17 protein-coding genes are annotated in these 16,632 nt (G+C 45.4%); 9 read left to right on the top strand and 8 right to left on the bottom strand.

Annotated elements, in window-relative coordinates; genetic code table 11:
* Nucleotides 1–77 precede the first annotated feature (77 nt).
* The 8 genes from AB1I50_RS04625 to AB1I50_RS04590 all read right to left on the bottom strand — a co-directional run bounded on the left by AB1I50_RS04625 (nt 78) and on the right by AB1I50_RS04590 (nt 6,187).
* Nucleotides 78–1,694 carry a recombinase family protein gene (locus AB1I50_RS04625; protein ID WP_407725065.1) on the bottom strand — a complete coding sequence of 539 codons (1,617 nt, stop codon included), beginning with the start codon at nt 1,692–1,694 and terminating at the stop codon, nt 78–80.
* Entirely contained in the window at nt 1,694–1,897 is a 204-nt protein-coding gene (locus tag AB1I50_RS04620; protein WP_407725064.1) for a hypothetical protein, read from the bottom strand. Before AB1I50_RS04620 ends, AB1I50_RS04625 begins: the two co-directional genes overlap by 1 nt.
* A 5-nt stretch (nt 1,898–1,902) precedes the next feature.
* The gene (locus AB1I50_RS04615) at nt 1,903–2,751 is read right to left on the bottom strand and encodes a ParB/RepB/Spo0J family partition protein (protein ID WP_407725063.1); all 849 of its coding nucleotides are present in this window, start codon (nt 2,749–2,751) and stop codon (nt 1,903–1,905) included.
* Entirely contained in the window at nt 2,748–4,142 is a 1,395-nt protein-coding gene (locus tag AB1I50_RS04610) for a relaxase/mobilization nuclease domain-containing protein (protein WP_407725062.1), read from the bottom strand. Before AB1I50_RS04610 ends, AB1I50_RS04615 begins: the two co-directional genes overlap by 4 nt.
* Nucleotides 4,103–4,459: a plasmid mobilization protein gene (locus tag AB1I50_RS04605; RefSeq protein WP_407725061.1), complete on the bottom strand. Its 357-nt coding sequence runs from the start codon at nt 4,457–4,459 to the stop codon at nt 4,103–4,105. Before AB1I50_RS04605 ends, AB1I50_RS04610 begins: the two co-directional genes overlap by 40 nt.
* 241 nt (nt 4,460–4,700) lie before the next feature.
* Nucleotides 4,701–5,009: a hypothetical protein gene (locus AB1I50_RS04600; protein ID WP_407725060.1), complete on the bottom strand. Its 309-nt coding sequence runs from the start codon at nt 5,007–5,009 to the stop codon at nt 4,701–4,703.
* Nucleotide 5,010: 1 nt separating this feature from the next.
* Nucleotides 5,011–5,946, bottom strand: a complete 936-nt coding sequence (locus AB1I50_RS04595; RefSeq protein ID WP_407725059.1) for a ParM/StbA family protein — start codon at nt 5,944–5,946, stop codon at nt 5,011–5,013.
* 4 nt (nt 5,947–5,950) lie between these two features.
* Nucleotides 5,951–6,187: a cysteine-rich VLP protein gene (locus AB1I50_RS04590; RefSeq protein WP_138157315.1), complete on the bottom strand. Its 237-nt coding sequence runs from the start codon at nt 6,185–6,187 to the stop codon at nt 5,951–5,953.
* A 467-nt stretch (nt 6,188–6,654) separates the two neighbouring features.
* Between AB1I50_RS04590 and AB1I50_RS04585 the strand changes: the two genes are divergently transcribed.
* From AB1I50_RS04585 to AB1I50_RS04545, 9 genes are all read left to right on the top strand, one after another.
* Entirely contained in the window at nt 6,655–8,070 is a 1,416-nt protein-coding gene (locus AB1I50_RS04585) for an IS30 family transposase (RefSeq protein WP_407724899.1), read from the top strand.
* Between the two features lie 282 nt (nt 8,071–8,352).
* Nucleotides 8,353–9,489 (top strand): DUF6076 domain-containing protein, encoded by a 1,137-nt coding sequence (locus tag AB1I50_RS04580; protein ID WP_407725058.1) that lies wholly within the window; start codon nt 8,353–8,355, stop codon nt 9,487–9,489.
* Nucleotides 9,486–10,370 (top strand): hypothetical protein, encoded by an 885-nt coding sequence (locus AB1I50_RS04575; RefSeq protein WP_407725057.1) that lies wholly within the window; start codon nt 9,486–9,488, stop codon nt 10,368–10,370. The genes AB1I50_RS04580 and AB1I50_RS04575 overlap by 4 nt, the downstream gene beginning before the upstream one ends.
* A gap of 530 nt (nt 10,371–10,900) precedes the next feature.
* Complete coding sequence (locus tag AB1I50_RS04570; protein WP_407725056.1) at nt 10,901–11,821, top strand: LysR family transcriptional regulator; 921 nt, start codon at nt 10,901–10,903, stop codon at nt 11,819–11,821.
* 182 nt (nt 11,822–12,003) lie between these two features.
* A complete protein-coding gene (locus AB1I50_RS04565; RefSeq protein ID WP_407725055.1) occupies nt 12,004–12,612 on the top strand; it encodes a redox-sensing transcriptional repressor Rex in 609 nt (202 codons plus the stop codon).
* Nucleotides 12,613–12,627: 15 nt separating this feature from the next.
* Nucleotides 12,628–15,351, top strand: coding sequence for a bifunctional acetaldehyde-CoA/alcohol dehydrogenase (adhE, locus tag AB1I50_RS04560; protein ID WP_407725054.1), 2,724 nt, complete (start codon nt 12,628–12,630; stop codon nt 15,349–15,351).
* A 14-nt stretch (nt 15,352–15,365) separates the two neighbouring features.
* On the top strand, nt 15,366–16,115 hold the full coding sequence (locus AB1I50_RS04555; RefSeq protein WP_407725053.1) for a phosphotransferase: 750 nt from the start codon (nt 15,366–15,368) through the stop codon (nt 16,113–16,115).
* 13 nt (nt 16,116–16,128) lie between these two features.
* Nucleotides 16,129–16,368, top strand: coding sequence for a (2Fe-2S) ferredoxin domain-containing protein (locus AB1I50_RS04550; protein WP_407725052.1), 240 nt, complete (start codon nt 16,129–16,131; stop codon nt 16,366–16,368).
* Between the two features lie 3 nt (nt 16,369–16,371).
* A complete protein-coding gene (locus AB1I50_RS04545; protein ID WP_407725051.1) occupies nt 16,372–16,620 on the top strand; it encodes a (2Fe-2S) ferredoxin domain-containing protein in 249 nt (82 codons plus the stop codon).
* Nucleotides 16,621–16,632 lie beyond the last annotated feature (12 nt).

Genomic DNA, 16,632 nt, shown 5'->3' with positions numbered 1-16,632 from the left:
CAAATTCTGATTTGTTGTTTTAGAGTATAAAAAGTAAAAACCCGCCTGCTCACGCGATGTGAACAGGCGGGGAATTTTTATGCCGTAATCGGAATATTCTCTGTTTCCTCCATACCGAGGAAGAACTGGCGGATATTCATATTCAGCTCTACATTTAGTTCATAGTTTCGGTAAACGTCAACGCGTTTGATCATCGAATTTACTATCATCTTTTTTGCTTCAATGGTAGCACTGTCATAAAGGCTTGACCACGAAATGATTTCGTCATATTGGTCGTTCAAATCTTTAATGAGCGTTTTTGAGGATTCTACATCAAGTTCAGCCTTTTCGCACTGTGCTTTCAATAATTCAGATTTTTTCTCGGAATCCTCGACGAGCCCTGCCAGCATAGACTGTGAAAAAGCACTCTCGCCCTGAATCGACTTTACAACCTCCTCACGGAGCTTGTTCAGCTTTTCAAGCTCTTTGGCATACTCAGACTGAGTGCGTTTGAGGTTTGCCTTTCTGACTGCAAGCTCTTCCTTGTAGCGTGAGTTGATGATGGCACTCTTGGGAACGCCCTTAATACGGTCAAAGATTTCTTTTACGACTTTCTCTACCATGCTGTCGAGCTTGTGTTGTATATATGCGGACTGCCCTTCGCACGGCGTGATCTTACGTGTCTTTCCGTAACAGACATAGCGAACTCGAGGTTTTTTGACCTTTGTGCCGTCGGCTTTGGTGTAACACTTATTCGCCGTGGATAAGTGCAGCCTCGCTCCGCAGTGTCCGCAGAACACATTGCCGGACAACAAGGCGTTGCCCTTCATATTCATCGGCACACGCGGTTTGTTTTTCAGAACGTCGGCACGCTGCCGCAGAATCTCTTGTGCTCTGTCGAATTGTTCCTGAGAGATGATTTGTAGTTCGGGAATAAACGGCGATCGGCTGTCACCGCTTCGCAGATAACCGGTGTAGGTTGGATTGTGCAGCACGTTGCGGATTGTGTTGTACGACCAGCGGTTGCCCGTGGGATTGGAATAACTGCCGTTATTGAGAAAATTGGCGACTTTCTGAACGCCCAAGCCCTCTTTGGTGTACTTATCGAAAATCAAGCGGACAATAGCAGCGTCCTCCTCTTTGACCTTCAAATCGTACAGCTCGTGCTTTCGCTTATTCAGCCTGCCGCTTTTGACGAGCATATAGCCAAGTGCTGCGTTACCGCCCTTGTAGTGCCCTTCCTCTACCATCTGACCAAGACTTGTGCGTGTACGGATAGAGGTCTTTTCGCTCTCACCGTCAGCTTGCCAAAAGCGGATATAGTTGAGCAGCTTGTCGATATGATTATCAAAGCGCTGTTCACCCTCCTGCGTGCTCCATACCTGAATACCGTTTTTGACGAACCATTCTACAACAAACGGCGTTTCGTCTGCGATACGTCCGATTCGGTCGAACATGAACACAAGGAGGATATCGAACTTCCCCTTGCGGGCAAGCTCCTTGATAGCCTGTATTTTATCACGGTTCTCGGCACGGATCTTATGACCGGATACGCCGTCCTCCTGTTCCTCGTGAACGATCGTCCATCCCATCTTATCGGCAAATCGGTGACAGGCTTTGCGCTGCATCGGGATATCCGCTTCATTATTATTGTCATAATCTACCTGTTTGTCTGTCGAAACACGGTACAAACAGCAAACTCTGTTTTTCTCCATTACGATACCTCCTTATCTGATACCATCATTTTATCAACAGATTGATCGCTCCGACAAATGTACGAGGTATCTGCGCAGGTGAGCAAAATACCCCTGATATTTCCGAATAAGTCGGTATTAGGTTCTTTTGCAAACGAGATACAGACGCGGTGTCCGTCGATAAAACGGTACTGCTTGGTGTGGTCATTTATATCGGTTTTCATTTATCTCACCTCTCCCTGTCACGCTGGCGGCGCAGATATTTGTTGTAATGTTCAACCGCCTTGACGATATAATCTTCTGTCTGCTTGACGGTGTAGTTCTTCGGAACAAAAGCCCGAACGCGCTCGGCGGGAATTTTCAGCATTTCACGCTGATTTGGCTTCTCTGTTGCCATCAGCTTGTCAACATATTGCATTGTGAGTGTTCCGTTGTGCATTTCCTTGTGCATATGAAATGCCTGAGAATAGGACGGCGTGCAGTCATCACGCTCGATAACATCCAGCAGATAATACTGCATATTAACACTGAGGTAGGACAGCTCCACACCTACGGAAAAGGCGATTTTGCCCTCGTCCATCAGCTCGAGCAATTCGGGTATAAGGTTAGTTAAGCGGATATAGCGCTGAATTTGATTGCGGCTTTCTCCGGCTTCAATCGCAATGATTTTGTCCGTTCGTAACTTTGTCCCAACTTGGGACGAAGTTAAGTCGGTGCGCTTGCCCTGACGTTTCAGAGCGTCATATTTCAATTTGTAAGCAAACGCTTTCTCCGACGGCAGAAGGTGCTCCCTGTGAAGGTTGCTGTCCACCACCATAATCGCTGCTTCGTCACGGCTGACGGGACGAATAAAGGCAGGAACTTCTGTGAGCCCTGCCTTCTGCGCCGCACGGAAACGGCGGTGTCCGGATATGATTTCGTATTCGTCGGTTGTGTTTTCCAACGGTCGTACAATCAGCGGCGTCATAATGCCCTGCTGCTGAACGCTCTCGATTAAGCTGTTCATTTCTTCGTTGTCGAGCACCTGATAAGGGTGGTCTCTGAATTCGTGTAATTTGTTGATTGATATATTGGTCATCTTTCATATCTCCTTTGTTTCGTTTTATTTTGGTGATAATATTTGTACTTGTACCTGCCTTGCTCCAGTTGCTTTTCCTGTTCGATCAAAGCACGGAGTCGAGGCACTTTGTTTTCAATGCGCCCGCAGATAATAAGCTGCTTACGCAAGGGTGTTAGCTTCTTTGTGATTTCTCTGCATTGTTCTTTTAGAGAATAATCTTCTTCGGGTGTTTTCGCTCTGCGTATTCGGTTACGGATATGCTGCCGCTCAGTTTCATAAGCCTTGATTTGTTCAGCAATCTTTTTTCGGCAAGATACAAAATCCTCTGCGCACTCCACGTTGTGGTCACGGAGAAAATGATATTCCGCCAGCGTTCGGTCGAGATTCTGTATTTCCAATCTCAATTCGGGCGAAACAGGACGGTAATCTCTTTTTTGAACGTTGTTGCCTGTGATAAGCTTTGCGATAGTGATGATAAGCTCAAACAGCGCCGTGATAACATCGGGCTCTGTTCTTTTCTCAAAATCTCTGATTCTCACAATCAGCGGTTGGCGCTGATAATACGATTTCGGTGTATAGAAATCCACGAAGTATTTATCTTCACGCTGAGATTGCAGCCGTCTGAGAATCGCTTCTCTGGTGTAATCCTTGCCAAGACTGCTTAACCTAACAGGTTTCAGCCAGTCGGGAGCGATCACGGAAGGATGCTGATATTTAAAAGTCCGCACAAACTGATATCCGAGCGAACGGAGATACAATTCAAAATCAAATGCCTTGATGGTACAGGCTAAGGCTTCATCAACATCGTGTCGCAGCATATCCTTGTGTGGTATCCGTCCGCTTTTGCGTACCCAATACGCTTTGTCGCCGCCGTAGAACGGAGCGTTTTCAAGAATAGATTTACCATACTCACGACAGACCTCATCTGAAATCTCACGCAGCTTGTAATGGTCGGAAATATGATTTTCAAATTTTTTACCGGTGCGAAAGGAAACGCTGTTTAGGACAATGTGATTATGAATATTTGAGGTATTTAGATGTGTCGTTACGACAACCTCATAATCATCGCCCCACATACGCTTGGCGGTTTCAATTCCGATTCGGTGTGCTTCTTCGGGCGTGACCTCACCTGACCGAAAACTCTGATAACCGTGATACGCCACATTACCGCCGAGCTTACCGAAATGCCGCTTGGTGGTCATCATCTGTTCATAGGCTCGTTTCTTCGGGCAGTTGATTCCGCTGACATACATCGTTTGATCTGTCTTGTCGCTGTTCTCAACGTAATTGAGAGTGGCGGCTAAGTCATCATCAAGATATTTACGCTCAATAGTTTTGTCGGGATTCTCTGCGTAATTGATAACATCCTTTAGCCGTCCTTTGACGGGCCAGAAGCCTGTGGTTGCCACGTCGCTACCTCCTCACGGATCTGTGCCGTTGTGGATTTCTCAGGCAAAAGCAATTGCCGTTGGATTTCATCAACTGTTTCGAGCAACCGGTTCTCGGTATCAGGTGATACCTTATCGGCAACCTCGTCGCACAATCGGCAGAGCATTTGGTAGAAATCAAAAAAGACATCAGGCAGCACCGTTCTCGGTGCGTAACCCAATGTCCTTTGTCTGACATATTCGGATTGAGATAAGCCGCAGCTTTTGGCAAGCTTAGCTATCTTGTTCTTCTCGGACTGCGTAACACGCAGCTCGATTCTCGCTTTTTTATCTGTCATATTATTCCTTCTTTCATCGGGTGTTAGGGTGTCCCTAAAGATTTACAACAGCGTGGAGGCTGTTGTATTTGGAATTTGCCGTACAAATTCCCTGCTTGCTACAGTATAAGACAAACCCGCCCTGTGGTAATACGAGACGGATTCTGTTTGCCTTATGCTGTTGATTATAATACTGTCTTGATATGACGGCATTTTGCCGTCAATTTTAATATCGGTCTTGAAATTTGCCGTCATCGTGCCGTCAATCAAACAGCTTTAGGTCATCCAAAATATCCTGTTCGGCTTCTTCCTGCTGTTCTGCGCTTAAAGCAGGATTTACAGGTTGCAGAGCAAAGTTTGCTTTGGCAAAGCAAGCCCGCATTTCTTCACGGATAATGCTTCGGATATCTTCCTCGTGCTGTTCACGGGTGATTGATTGTAAATCTACATAATCTGCGATCGCATCTAACACAAACTGATTGCGGGATTGATACTTCTTTACGTCAAGCGTCTGCATATATTCTGCGAGAGCACGCTCTCGAGCGTCGGTCAAATCAAAACGCACTGTCATTTTATACACGTCCTTCATTCTTCGCCTCGGCTCTCAGATAAACGTCTGCAAGATATTCATAGCCTTTTGCGGCAGCACAGATGTCGTCTATGAACTTTACACGGTCGAGATTTCCGTGATAGAAATTCTTGATCAGGCAACCACCACCGCCGCAGACATAGAGCTTCATCGTGCTTTCATCATAGCCGTGTTCACGCAGGCGGCGGAAAATCTCGGCAACATATTCCTCCGTAATAGCGGTGATGATCTCTAAATCTGAAACGGGAATATCCGCCGTGCCTGTCTGCAACACCTCGTCGATAATATAGTCATTCAGCTCTCTGCGTGTTTTACGCATAAAGCCCTCACGAATAGCGAGAGTGCATTGATAAGTGCCGAACTTCTCAGTGAACATCTTTCCGCTTTGCGGCTTGCCGTTGACAAGGTAGAGCGTGTTCATCGTACCGTTGCCAATATCCGCTACCATACTCAACCCTTTGAGCGTTGACTTGATAGGCACGACCGCAGAATAACCCTGCGGATAGATTTTCACATCACAGATTCGGATATGATAACTTACATTCCGAAAAGCGAACTCTACCTCCTTGTTCTTTGACAGGTATGCGGCAAAATCTGCCTTCTGTCCGCTTGTCCAAGTCAAGGGTAAGCCTGCGGCGATAATCACTTCCGCTTCGGTAAGCCCTTCATCGGCGAGCTCTGTTGCGATAGCAGCGAGCGTAAGAATATAGTAGTCCTCATCGTTCTGCTTTTCGGGCAGAAACTCCTTATGACCTTCGCCGATCAGATAATACTTGCCGTTGTAGGTGAGCATATCCTTTGTAAACAGCGGCTCGCTGTCGTGGGTAGTGATACCCGTTTTAAAACAATGGTTAGCGGTTTTGATATTGCCGTAACCGTGGTCGATACCGATAATCTTAAAATTGTTTAGTGTTTTCATAAAATCATCCTTTCAGTTTTTCGTTGTAGGCGAGTATGTCGCCATAGAGTTTTGGGAAAGCAGGCAATACGCATTTCAAAAGATAGTTGCAGTAAATGCCGTACTTGCTGATCAGCTGCACGCAGCTGTGTTCTTCGCCGTCGTCGAGCAACAGGCAGTTGTCATCAATGCAGTTGCAGCACGAATGACGAACAATGCGGTTTACTCTGTCGGACAGCTCTTCGGTAATTTTCAGTACCATAGCTTGTATCTCCTTTCGTGTATTTTTGAGGGCTTTTCGTCCCTCTACTGTATTAAATACACGAAAATCCGAAAACTTAGGGTTTTAAGAAAACATAGTGAAAATCAAAAAGAAAACATAAAAAAACGGCTTGAATACTGAACAATCAGAATTCAAGCCGATATTTTTATAATTTGGAAAACATAAATTTCAAAAAAATTTTCAAAATCGGAGCAAAGGGCGTTTTATGGGACACTTGTTTTGGTAGACTTGATAGTGAGGATAGCCTAAATTGTCAAAGTGAACCCCAAATTTTTTCGATTTTTTTGCTCAGTTAGTTGAGGTTCACCTTGACAAAAGTGCAGGGTATATATTTGGATATTTCCAGATTTTCGGAGCCTTTTAACGCAGTCACCGCCCTAAGGCGGCTTGACCTTGACGGGTTGGTGAGAAAAATGCTACACTCGTCATTTTGAAGGCGAAAACGGTTGGATATTTCCGAGTTCCCGTCGCCTTCAAAAACTTTTCAGCATTTTTCTCAGCGTTCAGTCAAGGTTGACGGTTGGCGTGGTAGAATGATTTCGGTTACTGCCTGCGGAAAGCAGGTAATTATGAGCAGAATCAATTTATCACAAAGAATCATTATTGAAAGCGGAATTTATCAGCGATTGAATTTAACTGAAATTGCAAATAAGATCGGCATGTCAGTTACTGCGGTTTCCAACGAAATCAAGCTGAACCGAACTCCCGCCAAAGGATCTAAGCCGCACGGAAATGACTGCCGGTTTGCCAACGAATGCGAGGAAAAGAATCTTTGCTGCAACTTTGACTGCAAACGCAAATGTGTCTGGTGCTTTGACTTTAATTGCAGAGAACTTTGCAACAAGTACGACAACTCCCTTTGCTCTGTTCTCCAAAAGCCGCCGTATGTTTGCAATGTTTGTTCCCGCCGCAGGAATTGCAAATGCGACAGGTTTTACTACATGGCGAACCAAGCCGACGCGATGTCCAAAAAGCGTTATTCCAAGGCGCGAAAGAAAACTCACGCAAACAAGGACGAGTTGAAACGTATTGACTCGATTGTTTCCCCGCTGATTCGCAAAGGACAGCCGATTTCGCATATCTATGCGGAACACGGCGATGAAATCGGCGTTTCACCGCGCACCTTGTACCGTTACATTGACATGGGTTGTTTAAAGGTCAACAACTTTGATTTGCGCAGGAAGGTTTCTTACAAGCAGAGAAAAAAGAAGCGTGAAGAATCTGAGGCGTTTCAAAACCAGAAGTTCAGACAGACGCGAACCTACCTTGATTTTGTGAAATATATGGAGAAGCACCCTGATATTAACGTTGTTGAGATGGACACGGTTAAAGGATGCCGGGAGCAGGGAAAACGGATGCTGACGCTGCTGTTTCGCAAGACGAATTTGATGCTGATTATGCTGATGAGGGACGGCAAGGCGGCAACGGTTGTGGAACAGTTCGACTACCTGACAAGCCTTGTCGGGGTGGAAAACTTCCGCAAAATTTTCCCGGTTATCCTGACTGACAACGGCAGTGAGTTCAAGTACACACAGGAGCTTGAAAAGACGGATCAGGGCGAGCGAAGGACACGTTTATTTTACTGTGATCCGCAGGCATCTTGGCAAAAGGCTCAGCTTGAAAAGAACCACGAATATATCCGCTATGTTCTGCGTAAGGGCAAAAGCTTCAACCCTTACACACAGGACGATATGGTGCTTATGATGAACCATATTAACAGCACCAGACGGGAAAAGCTCGGGGGCAAATCTCCATTTGAAGCGGAAGATCGAAAGGAAGTAAAGCTTCTTCTGAAAATGCTGGGGTTACACGCGATCCCCTCTGATGAGGTCAATCTCAATCCCACATTATTAACAAAGTAATTTTACGATTTTGCGGGCAGTGACCGGCTATATTGTTTGAAATGGCAGGTCGGTTTCACTTTGACAAAATCGAGAGGCGGTCTGTCAGCTTTGCTATGCACTGATGATTGCCACATTAAGTAAAACCAGCTTCGTTTCCGCGTTTTGAACGTCGAAACTGGCTCAAATTTCAATCAGCTTGGACGAAATTGACTGCTAACGTGTTTTTACCTTAGCTTCACTTTTTCATTCAAGCATAGTGAGGATAGTGAGGATAGTGAGGATAGTGAGGAGGTGTTAGTTTTGGAAAAAATCAGCTTTTTCAGCGCCGATTTTCGTGACGGAAGAATACGAATCGGCAACAAAACTTACTCTGCCGGTACGTTCGCTACGCACCTTTTGAACCAATACTATAAGGATGATACGGCGGCTCGGTTGGCTGTATACAAACAATACAGCTGGCATTTATACGATACGATCTCTTCCGGTTATCTTGATAACAAAGACTTTTTGAAAGCGGGTTGGGAGATTCAGCAGATATTGCTGACCTTGCCCAAGCTGCAACCGTTCACTAAGCTGGATGTTGAAGCAGAGCGTATTAGAATATCTGAACTTTTTACAGAGGATAACGCAAACTTTATCCGAGAGTATTTCAATGCAAAGGCTCAGATTTTAGCTATGGGAATCAATGAATCCGCGTTGGATTTACTGCCGATCGAAATAGATGAAGTTCAGCAAAAAACAGCGGACAACCTACTTAATGATATGATGACAACGCTGACTTTCTATGATCGTATCAGCAACGATATGAGGGAAGCATTTGAGGGCTTAACCGAGTTTTGTAACAGACTAAATGAAGCGGAACGATTTGACGAGCCACACCTATTATCGATTGCGCTAGACATATTTGGCAACAAAAAGCTTGATGTAACATCCGAGTATGTCGCTATGCGAAAGACCGCTAAAAGCAAAACGATGGTTACAGCGAGAAGGATGTTTTTTGATAATTACTACAGCTTTGTTCTGACAGATTTCTTCGAGGGCTTGCACTACGGTCATTATCCGAGAAGGTGTCCAATCTGTAAGCGATATTTTTTGATGACTTCTGCAAGGCGACAGGTATATTGCAACGGAACCGCGCCTTACACGCTAAAAGGGAAGCCAATTACCTGCCGAAAATATGCGGCGAGGATGAAGGAAAAGGAACTTTCCGAAGGCAATCCAATCAATCCGATTTACAAGAGTCGCTGCTCTGCAATTCGTGTGGAACAAAAAAGAAGCACCATCACAGCAGAGTTTGCTGCAATGGCGCTGAAGGTTGCAAAAGAGTATTGGCAAAAAGCAAAGTTTGACGACAACTACGCTAACGGTCAATACAAAGCAGATATGAAGCGTGAGAATATATATATGGAAACGGACAGGAGATTAAAGCAAAAGTGAGCCATATTGAAAGTAAAGATTTGAATATGTACCGCATTACTCCGCCACCGCCTAAATGGGATTTGCAGGAGTATATTCGGATGTATGTTCAAACCGGGAACGACAAATATTTCTATTGGTTTCTGCACTACTATGAGCCGCAGATGAATTATTTGGCAAAGGAATATAGGGAAACATACAAAATGGAAGAGCATTTCGCTGATATAAAGCAGGCAATGGCGTATGGCTTGTGTAAAGCTTTGGTAAACTACGATATATCCAAATCGCCGTTTTTCCCATACGCCAATTGGTATATGGAGCGTGAGGCGCATAACTATATTCGTACAATGCGGACGGGCTATTCCGTGCAAAGTGAATTTGAATATGCTCGACTCCGTAAAGTGATGGATATTTTCAATCATTCAGGCGGCAAATTTACGGAGGAAACCATTTCTCAGGTTGCGGCGCAAATCGGCGAAAGCTATGAGAAAACAAAGTCTATCATCGAGGGCGGTATTCTTACTGAAAACTATGTAGATGTTCAGAGTAACGATGAGGATGATACAAGAACCACCGACTTCCTTCTGCCGGATTCCTCACTCAATCCCGAAAATATCTTTTTCAAGCAGGAGCTTTATAATAAGCTGTATGAAGCCTACGATAGCTTGGAATACACAGAAAAGATAATGCTCGCCCAGCACCTCGGCTTTTGCCCTGAATGTTTCAGCACGCATTATACTGACAAGAATGATTTAGACGAAAACGGCAAGCCGAAGGAAAAGCCAATCAAGCCGCTGCCCTATACCGATATCGCCACCGATCACGGGTTTAGTGATGCTGATACGGCTAAGAGGGTTTGTGAAACGGCTATTTCAAAAATAAAGCATTGTTTGTTTAGCTAACTTTCATTTGATATTAAAATAATGAATATTAACATATTGTATCAAAACAACCGATATAACTTTTTTTAAGTGATCCCATTGTTATACTATTGATAATTTCCCGAATGACTACTGCCATATTTCAAAACGGTATTTATAAGAATGGCTTGAAATCAAATAAGAGACAGCCGATTGGAAGCCAAGGCATTGTACAGATTAAAGAATCAGTGCGGCGTCTTTTACGTTTTCCGATTTTGATATAACTCATTATACAAAATAGTAATTCACTTTATTGTCAGGGTTTGTTATAATGTGTATGAAAAACAAGGATATGCTGATTTGCCTTGTTTTCCCTGATTATTGAAGTATATTAGAACGATACATTAATACGCTTCAATCAAGACAGCCCTTGGTTATATGGGCTGTCAACTTTAACAATTATCACCAATCATTATCAAAAGCGGCTGTTATTTGACGACAGTCGCTTTTGATTTATATTGCAATTCTTTACAAAGTATGTTATTATTTTATTAGTCTAAGGGGGTGTCGGGATGAATGTTATCCATATGAAGTATGCTGTTGAGGTCGCAAAAGCCGGTTCGATCAACAAGGCAAGCGAAACGTTGCTTGTGGCACAGCCGAATTTAAGCCGTTCCATAAAAGAGCTTGAAGCGGATTTGGGGATCACTATCTTTTTGCGCACATCAAAAGGTATGACACTTACTCCCAAAGGCGAAGAGTTTATGGCATACGCAAAAAACATTCTCCGGCAGCTCGATGAACTTGAAACGATGTATAAATCGGAATTACCCGCGAAACAAACCTTTTCTGTTTCTGTTCCACGCGCAAGCTACATCGCCGACGCCTTCTCAAAATTTACAAACTGTATCGACAAAGGCTCGGCTGAAATATATTATCAGGAAACCAACTCAAACAACGCCATAAAAAATATATTGGAGCACAATTATCATTTGGGGATTATCCGTTACGCCTCCCATTTTGATAATTATTTCAAAACATTGCTTGATGAAAAGGGCTTGAGGTATGAATTGGTCGCGGAATTCCAATATGTGTTGGTGATGAACGCAAAAAATCCTCTTGCCGAAAAAGAGGAGATACACTATAAGGATTTAGAGCCGTATATACAGATTTCACATGCCGACCCGTATGTTCCTTCTTTGCCTGCGGCGACCGTGCTTAAGGACGAACATACCGTCAACTGTTCCCGTAACATTTATGTTTTTGAGCGCGGCGGTCAGTTTCATCTGCTCGCGCAGAATCCGGATACGTTTATGTGGGTTTCTCCATTGCCCAACGATGTAATTACCGGCTTTGGTTTGGTGCAAAAGAGCTGTCCCGATAATCATAAGCTCTACCGGGATATGCTGATATGCCTCAAGGATTACCGTTTCAGCAAGCTTGACTGGGATTTTATGACAGAGCTATACAAATCAAAAAGTCAATATCTGTAGTAAAAGCAGCAGCCTTTCCCTTCGGGAGTGGCTGCTGTTTATATTTTGAGGCGGTCTATTTCGATTATCTTGCTATTCGAGATATGGTATATCGATAAGTATATCACTGATATACCATTTTGGTTATTCCAATATAATAAAATTACTGTTAAGATAAGAGTAAGCGAACAGGAGGTGAGTTTTTGCAATCCGCAATTTCAAAAGCAACGCTCGGCCGGCTTCCGGCATATCTGCATTATTTGGAAAACATAACGAGCGAAAATATTTCGGCACCGGCGATTGCAAGAGCGCTTGGCTTGGGCGAGGTTTTGGTGCGCAAGGATTTGAGCCTTGTGTGCGGAAAAGGAAAGCCCAAAACAGGCTATGAAACCGACGCGTTGACGGCTTCGCTTAAAGCTGCGCTGGGCGTCAACAAAGTTGCGCCGGCTATTTTAGTCGGAGCGGGCAAGCTCGGAACTGCTCTGATGGATTACAGCGGCTTCCGCGATTACGGAATGGAGATAATAGCAGCATTTGACAAAGACGAGGAAAAGATCCGTAACGTGTCCGGTAAGCCTGTTTATTCCATGGAACAGCTGCGGAGGTTTTGTCAGATGCACGACGTCAAAATCGGCATAATCACCGTTCCTGCTGACGCAGCGCAATCAGTTTGTGATCAGTTGATTGCAAGCGGAATTGAAGCGATATGGAATTTTTCGCCTGTTATGCTTAAGATCCCGCAGGGCGTAGCGCTGCAAAATGAAAACTTAGCATTATCTTTAGCACATCTGCACAGTATGCAAATTGATTAAATCAGGAGGAGAACAATGGAAACAAACAAGAAAATTTATGAGATCGTTGACGGCGTAGAAAAACTGGAAGCCGCGCTCGCCAGAGCAAGAGCGGCACAGAAAATCTTTGCCACCTACACGCAGGAACAGGTTGACGCTATCTTTTTAGCGGCTGCAACCGCAGCAAACCAGGCAAGGATCCCTCTCGCTCAAATGGCAGTAGAAGAAACCGGCATGGGTATTGTAGAGGATAAGGTCATCAAAAACCACTATGCCAGTGAATATATCTACAATCAGTACCGCGACGCAAAAACCTGCGGTGTGATAGAAGAGGACAAGGCTTTCGGAACTAAGAAGATCGCCGAGCCGATCGGCGTTGTCGGCGCTGTTATTCCTACGACTAACCCCACATCAACCGCTATTTTTAAAGCGCTGATCTGTCTGAAAACCAGAAACGCGATCATCATCAGTCCGCATCCCCGCGCTAAGAAAAGCACGATTGAAGCCGCAAAGGTTGTTCTTGAAGCTGCTGTAGCGGCAGGAGCTCCGAAAAACATTATAGCATGGATTGACGTTCCCTCGCTGGAAATGACCAATCTGCTCATGCAGGAATCGGATATTATCCTCGCGACAGGCGGACCGGGTATGGTAAAGGCGGCGTATTCCAGCGGCAAGCCTGCTCTCGGCGTAGGCGCAGGCAACACACCTGCCATCATTGACGACAGCGCCGACATTACATTGGCTGTAAACTCAATCATCCACTCAAAAACCTTTGACAACGGTATGATTTGCGCTTCCGAGCAGTCCACGATCGTACTCGACAAGGTCTATGACGCCGTAAAACAGGAATTTGCTGCACGCGGCTGCTATTTCCTTAAGGACGACGAGTTGGATAAGGTTCGTAAAACCATCATTATCAACGGCGCTCTCAACGCGAAAATCGTAGGACAAAAGGCGGCAAAAATCGCCGAGCTGTCAGGCGTAACGGTTCCCGCCGGCACTAAGATTCTTATCGGCGAGGTGGAATCAGTTGACCTAAGCGAGGAATTCGCACATGAAAAGCTCAGCCCTGTTCTCGCCATGTACCGCGCTAAGGACATTCAGGACGCGTTCGGCAAGGCGGAGCAGCTTGTTGCGGACGGCGGCTACGGTCATACTTCTTCCATTTACCTTGACGCTGTTAACGAAAAGGACAAGCTTGATGAATTTGCGGCGCGTATGAAAACCTGCCGTATTTTGGTAAACACTCCGTCTTCTCAGGGCGGTATCGGTGACCTCTACAACTTCAAGCTTTCGCCTTCGCTCACCCTTGGCTGCGGCTCATGGGGCGGAAACTCCGTCAGCGAAAATGTCGGTGTAAAGCATTTAGTCAACATCAAAACAGTTGCCGAAAGGAGAGAGAATATGCTTTGGTTCAGAGCGCCTGAGAAGGTATATATCAAGAAGGGTTGTATGCCTGTTGCCCTTGATGAACTGAAAAATGTTATGAATAAGAAGCGCGTGTTCCTTGTAACCGACAGCTTTCTTTACAAGAACGGATACACAAAGCCCATTACCGATAAACTCAACGAACTGGGAATTCAGTACACCGCTTTTGCGGATGTTGAGCCAGATCCTACACTTGCCTGTGCTATCAAAGGCGCAGAGCAGATGAAATCCTTTGAGCCCGACACGATTATCGCTCTCGGCGGCGGTTCCGCAATGGACGCGGCGAAAATTATGTGGGTTCTTTACGAGCATCCCGAAGCGAACTTTATGGATATGGCAATGCGCTTTTCCGATATTCGCAAGAGAATCTACACATTCCCGAAGATGGGCGAAAAGGCTTACTTTATCGCTATATCAACCTCTGCCGGTACAGGATCTGAGGTAACTCCTTTCGCTGTTATCACCGATGAAAAGACAGGTGTTAAATATCCGCTTGCCGATTACGAGCTGTTGCCTAATATGGCGATTGTCGACGCTGATTTCCATATGACAGCACCCAAGGGCTTGACCGCCGCTTCCGGTATTGACGCTGTTACCCATGCGCTTGAGGCTTACGCTTCAATGATGGCAACAGATTATACCGACGGCTTGGCACTGAGAGCCTTAAAGATGATTTTTGAGTATTTGCCCAGAGCCTATGACAATGGACTTAATGACCCCGAAGCCAGAGAGAAAATGGCAAATGCAGCTACAATGGCAGGCATGGCGTTTGCCAACGCCTTCCTCGGCGTATGCCACTCCATGGCGCATAAGCTCGGTGCTTTCCATCACCTTCCTCACGGTGTTGCAAACGCTTTGATGATTGACGAGGTTCTCCGTTTCAATGCGGCAGAGGTTCCGGCAAAGATGGGAACATTCCCGCAGTATGACCATCCCCATACACTTGCGCGTTATGCAGAGGTTGCCGATTACCTTGGAGTTAACGGTAAGAATGACAGCGAAAAGCTTGCGAATCTGATTGAGAAGATTGACGAACTCAAGGCAAGAGTCGGCATTAAGTCCACCATTAAAGAATACGTCCCCGATGAGAAGGACTTTCTTGACAGACTTGACGATATGACCGTACAGGCGTTTGACGACCAATGCACCGGAGCTAATCCCCGTTATCCGCTGATGAGCGAAATCAAGCAGATGTATCTTAACGCATATTACGGCAAGACCTTCGAGGAAACCGCAACACCCGACGAAAGACAACTCGGCGGAGAAGTTGATAAAAAAGATATTAAGCAGTCATTCCGCAGAGCTAATAACGGTATTCATAAAAATCTGTAAGGGAGGAACAGAACATGACACTGGATAGAGTAATCGCGGTAAGAACCGCTAAAACCGTCTACCGTGACGGCGACCTTTGCGTAAAGGTTTTTAACGAAGAATTTTCAAAAGCCGATGTGCTTAACGAAGCGCTGAACCAAGCGCGTATCGAGGAGATCGGTCTGAATATCCCCAAGATCCATGAGGTAACAAAAATTGACGGAAAATGGGCGATCGTGTCTGATTTTATCGAAGGAAAAACCCTGCAGCAGCTGATGGACGAAGATCCCGATAAAAAAGATGAGTACCTGAATATGTTTGTTGATTTGCAGCTTACGGTCCTCAGCAAAACCTGTCCTCTGCTCAACAAGCTCAAGGATAAAATGAACAGCAAAATCAGCATGGCTGAGCTGGACGCTACTACACGCTATGACCTCCATACCAGATTAAACGGAATGCCCAAGCACAACAAGGTATGCCACGGCGACTTCAACCCGTCCAACATCATCATCGCCGAGGACGGCACGCCCTACATCATCGACTGGTCTCACGCTACCCAGGGCAACGGCGCGGCTGACGCGGCAAGAACTTATTTATTGTTCTGGCTCAAGGGCGATATAGAAACAGCAAAGCAGTATCTTGACCTGTTCTGCAAAAAGAGCGACACCGCTAAGCAGTATGTCCAGAAGTGGATGCCGATCGTGGCGGCTTCACAGTCCGTAAAGGGCAACGAAAAGGAGCGCGAGTTCCTGCTCAGCTGGGTAAATGTTGTCGAGTACGAATAAGGAGTAGGTCAATATGAAAGTAACCGTATGTATAGGCTCTTCCTGCCACATAAAGGGCTCGCGTCAGGTGGTAGAGCAGCTGCAGTATCTTATTGCTGAAAATAACCTCAGTGACAAAGTGGAGCTGGGCGGTACCTTCTGTATGGGACAGTGTCAAAAGGGTGTTTGCGTTACCGTTGACGATACCTTTTATTCGGTATCTCCAGACAACGTCAGCGAGTTTTTTGAAACAAGTATAAAGTCAAAGGTATAAAAAATGAACATAAAGATATGCGTTGGCTCGTCGTGCCATCTCAAGGGCTCGGAACAGATAGTCGGTTTGTTTCAAAAGGCTATTGAGGAACGCAATCTGGAGGATAAGATCACTCTTGCGGGCAGCTTCTGTATCGGACGCTGCAACCGCGAGGGTGTCACCGTTCAGATTGACGACGAGATCATTACGGGCGTAACACCCGAAACCTTCGACAGGTTTTTTGAAAACGAAATTTTACAAAAACTCTATTGAAAGTGAGCGTAA

It is taken from the genome of Ruminococcus sp. NATIVEDY161 (genome assembly GCF_045819895.1).
In the GTDB taxonomy this organism is placed as follows: Bacteria; Bacillota; Clostridia; order Oscillospirales; family Acutalibacteraceae; genus Ruminococcoides.
Note: the sequence above shows the minus strand (reverse complement) of the source record. Positions and strands in the feature narration are given on the sequence as shown.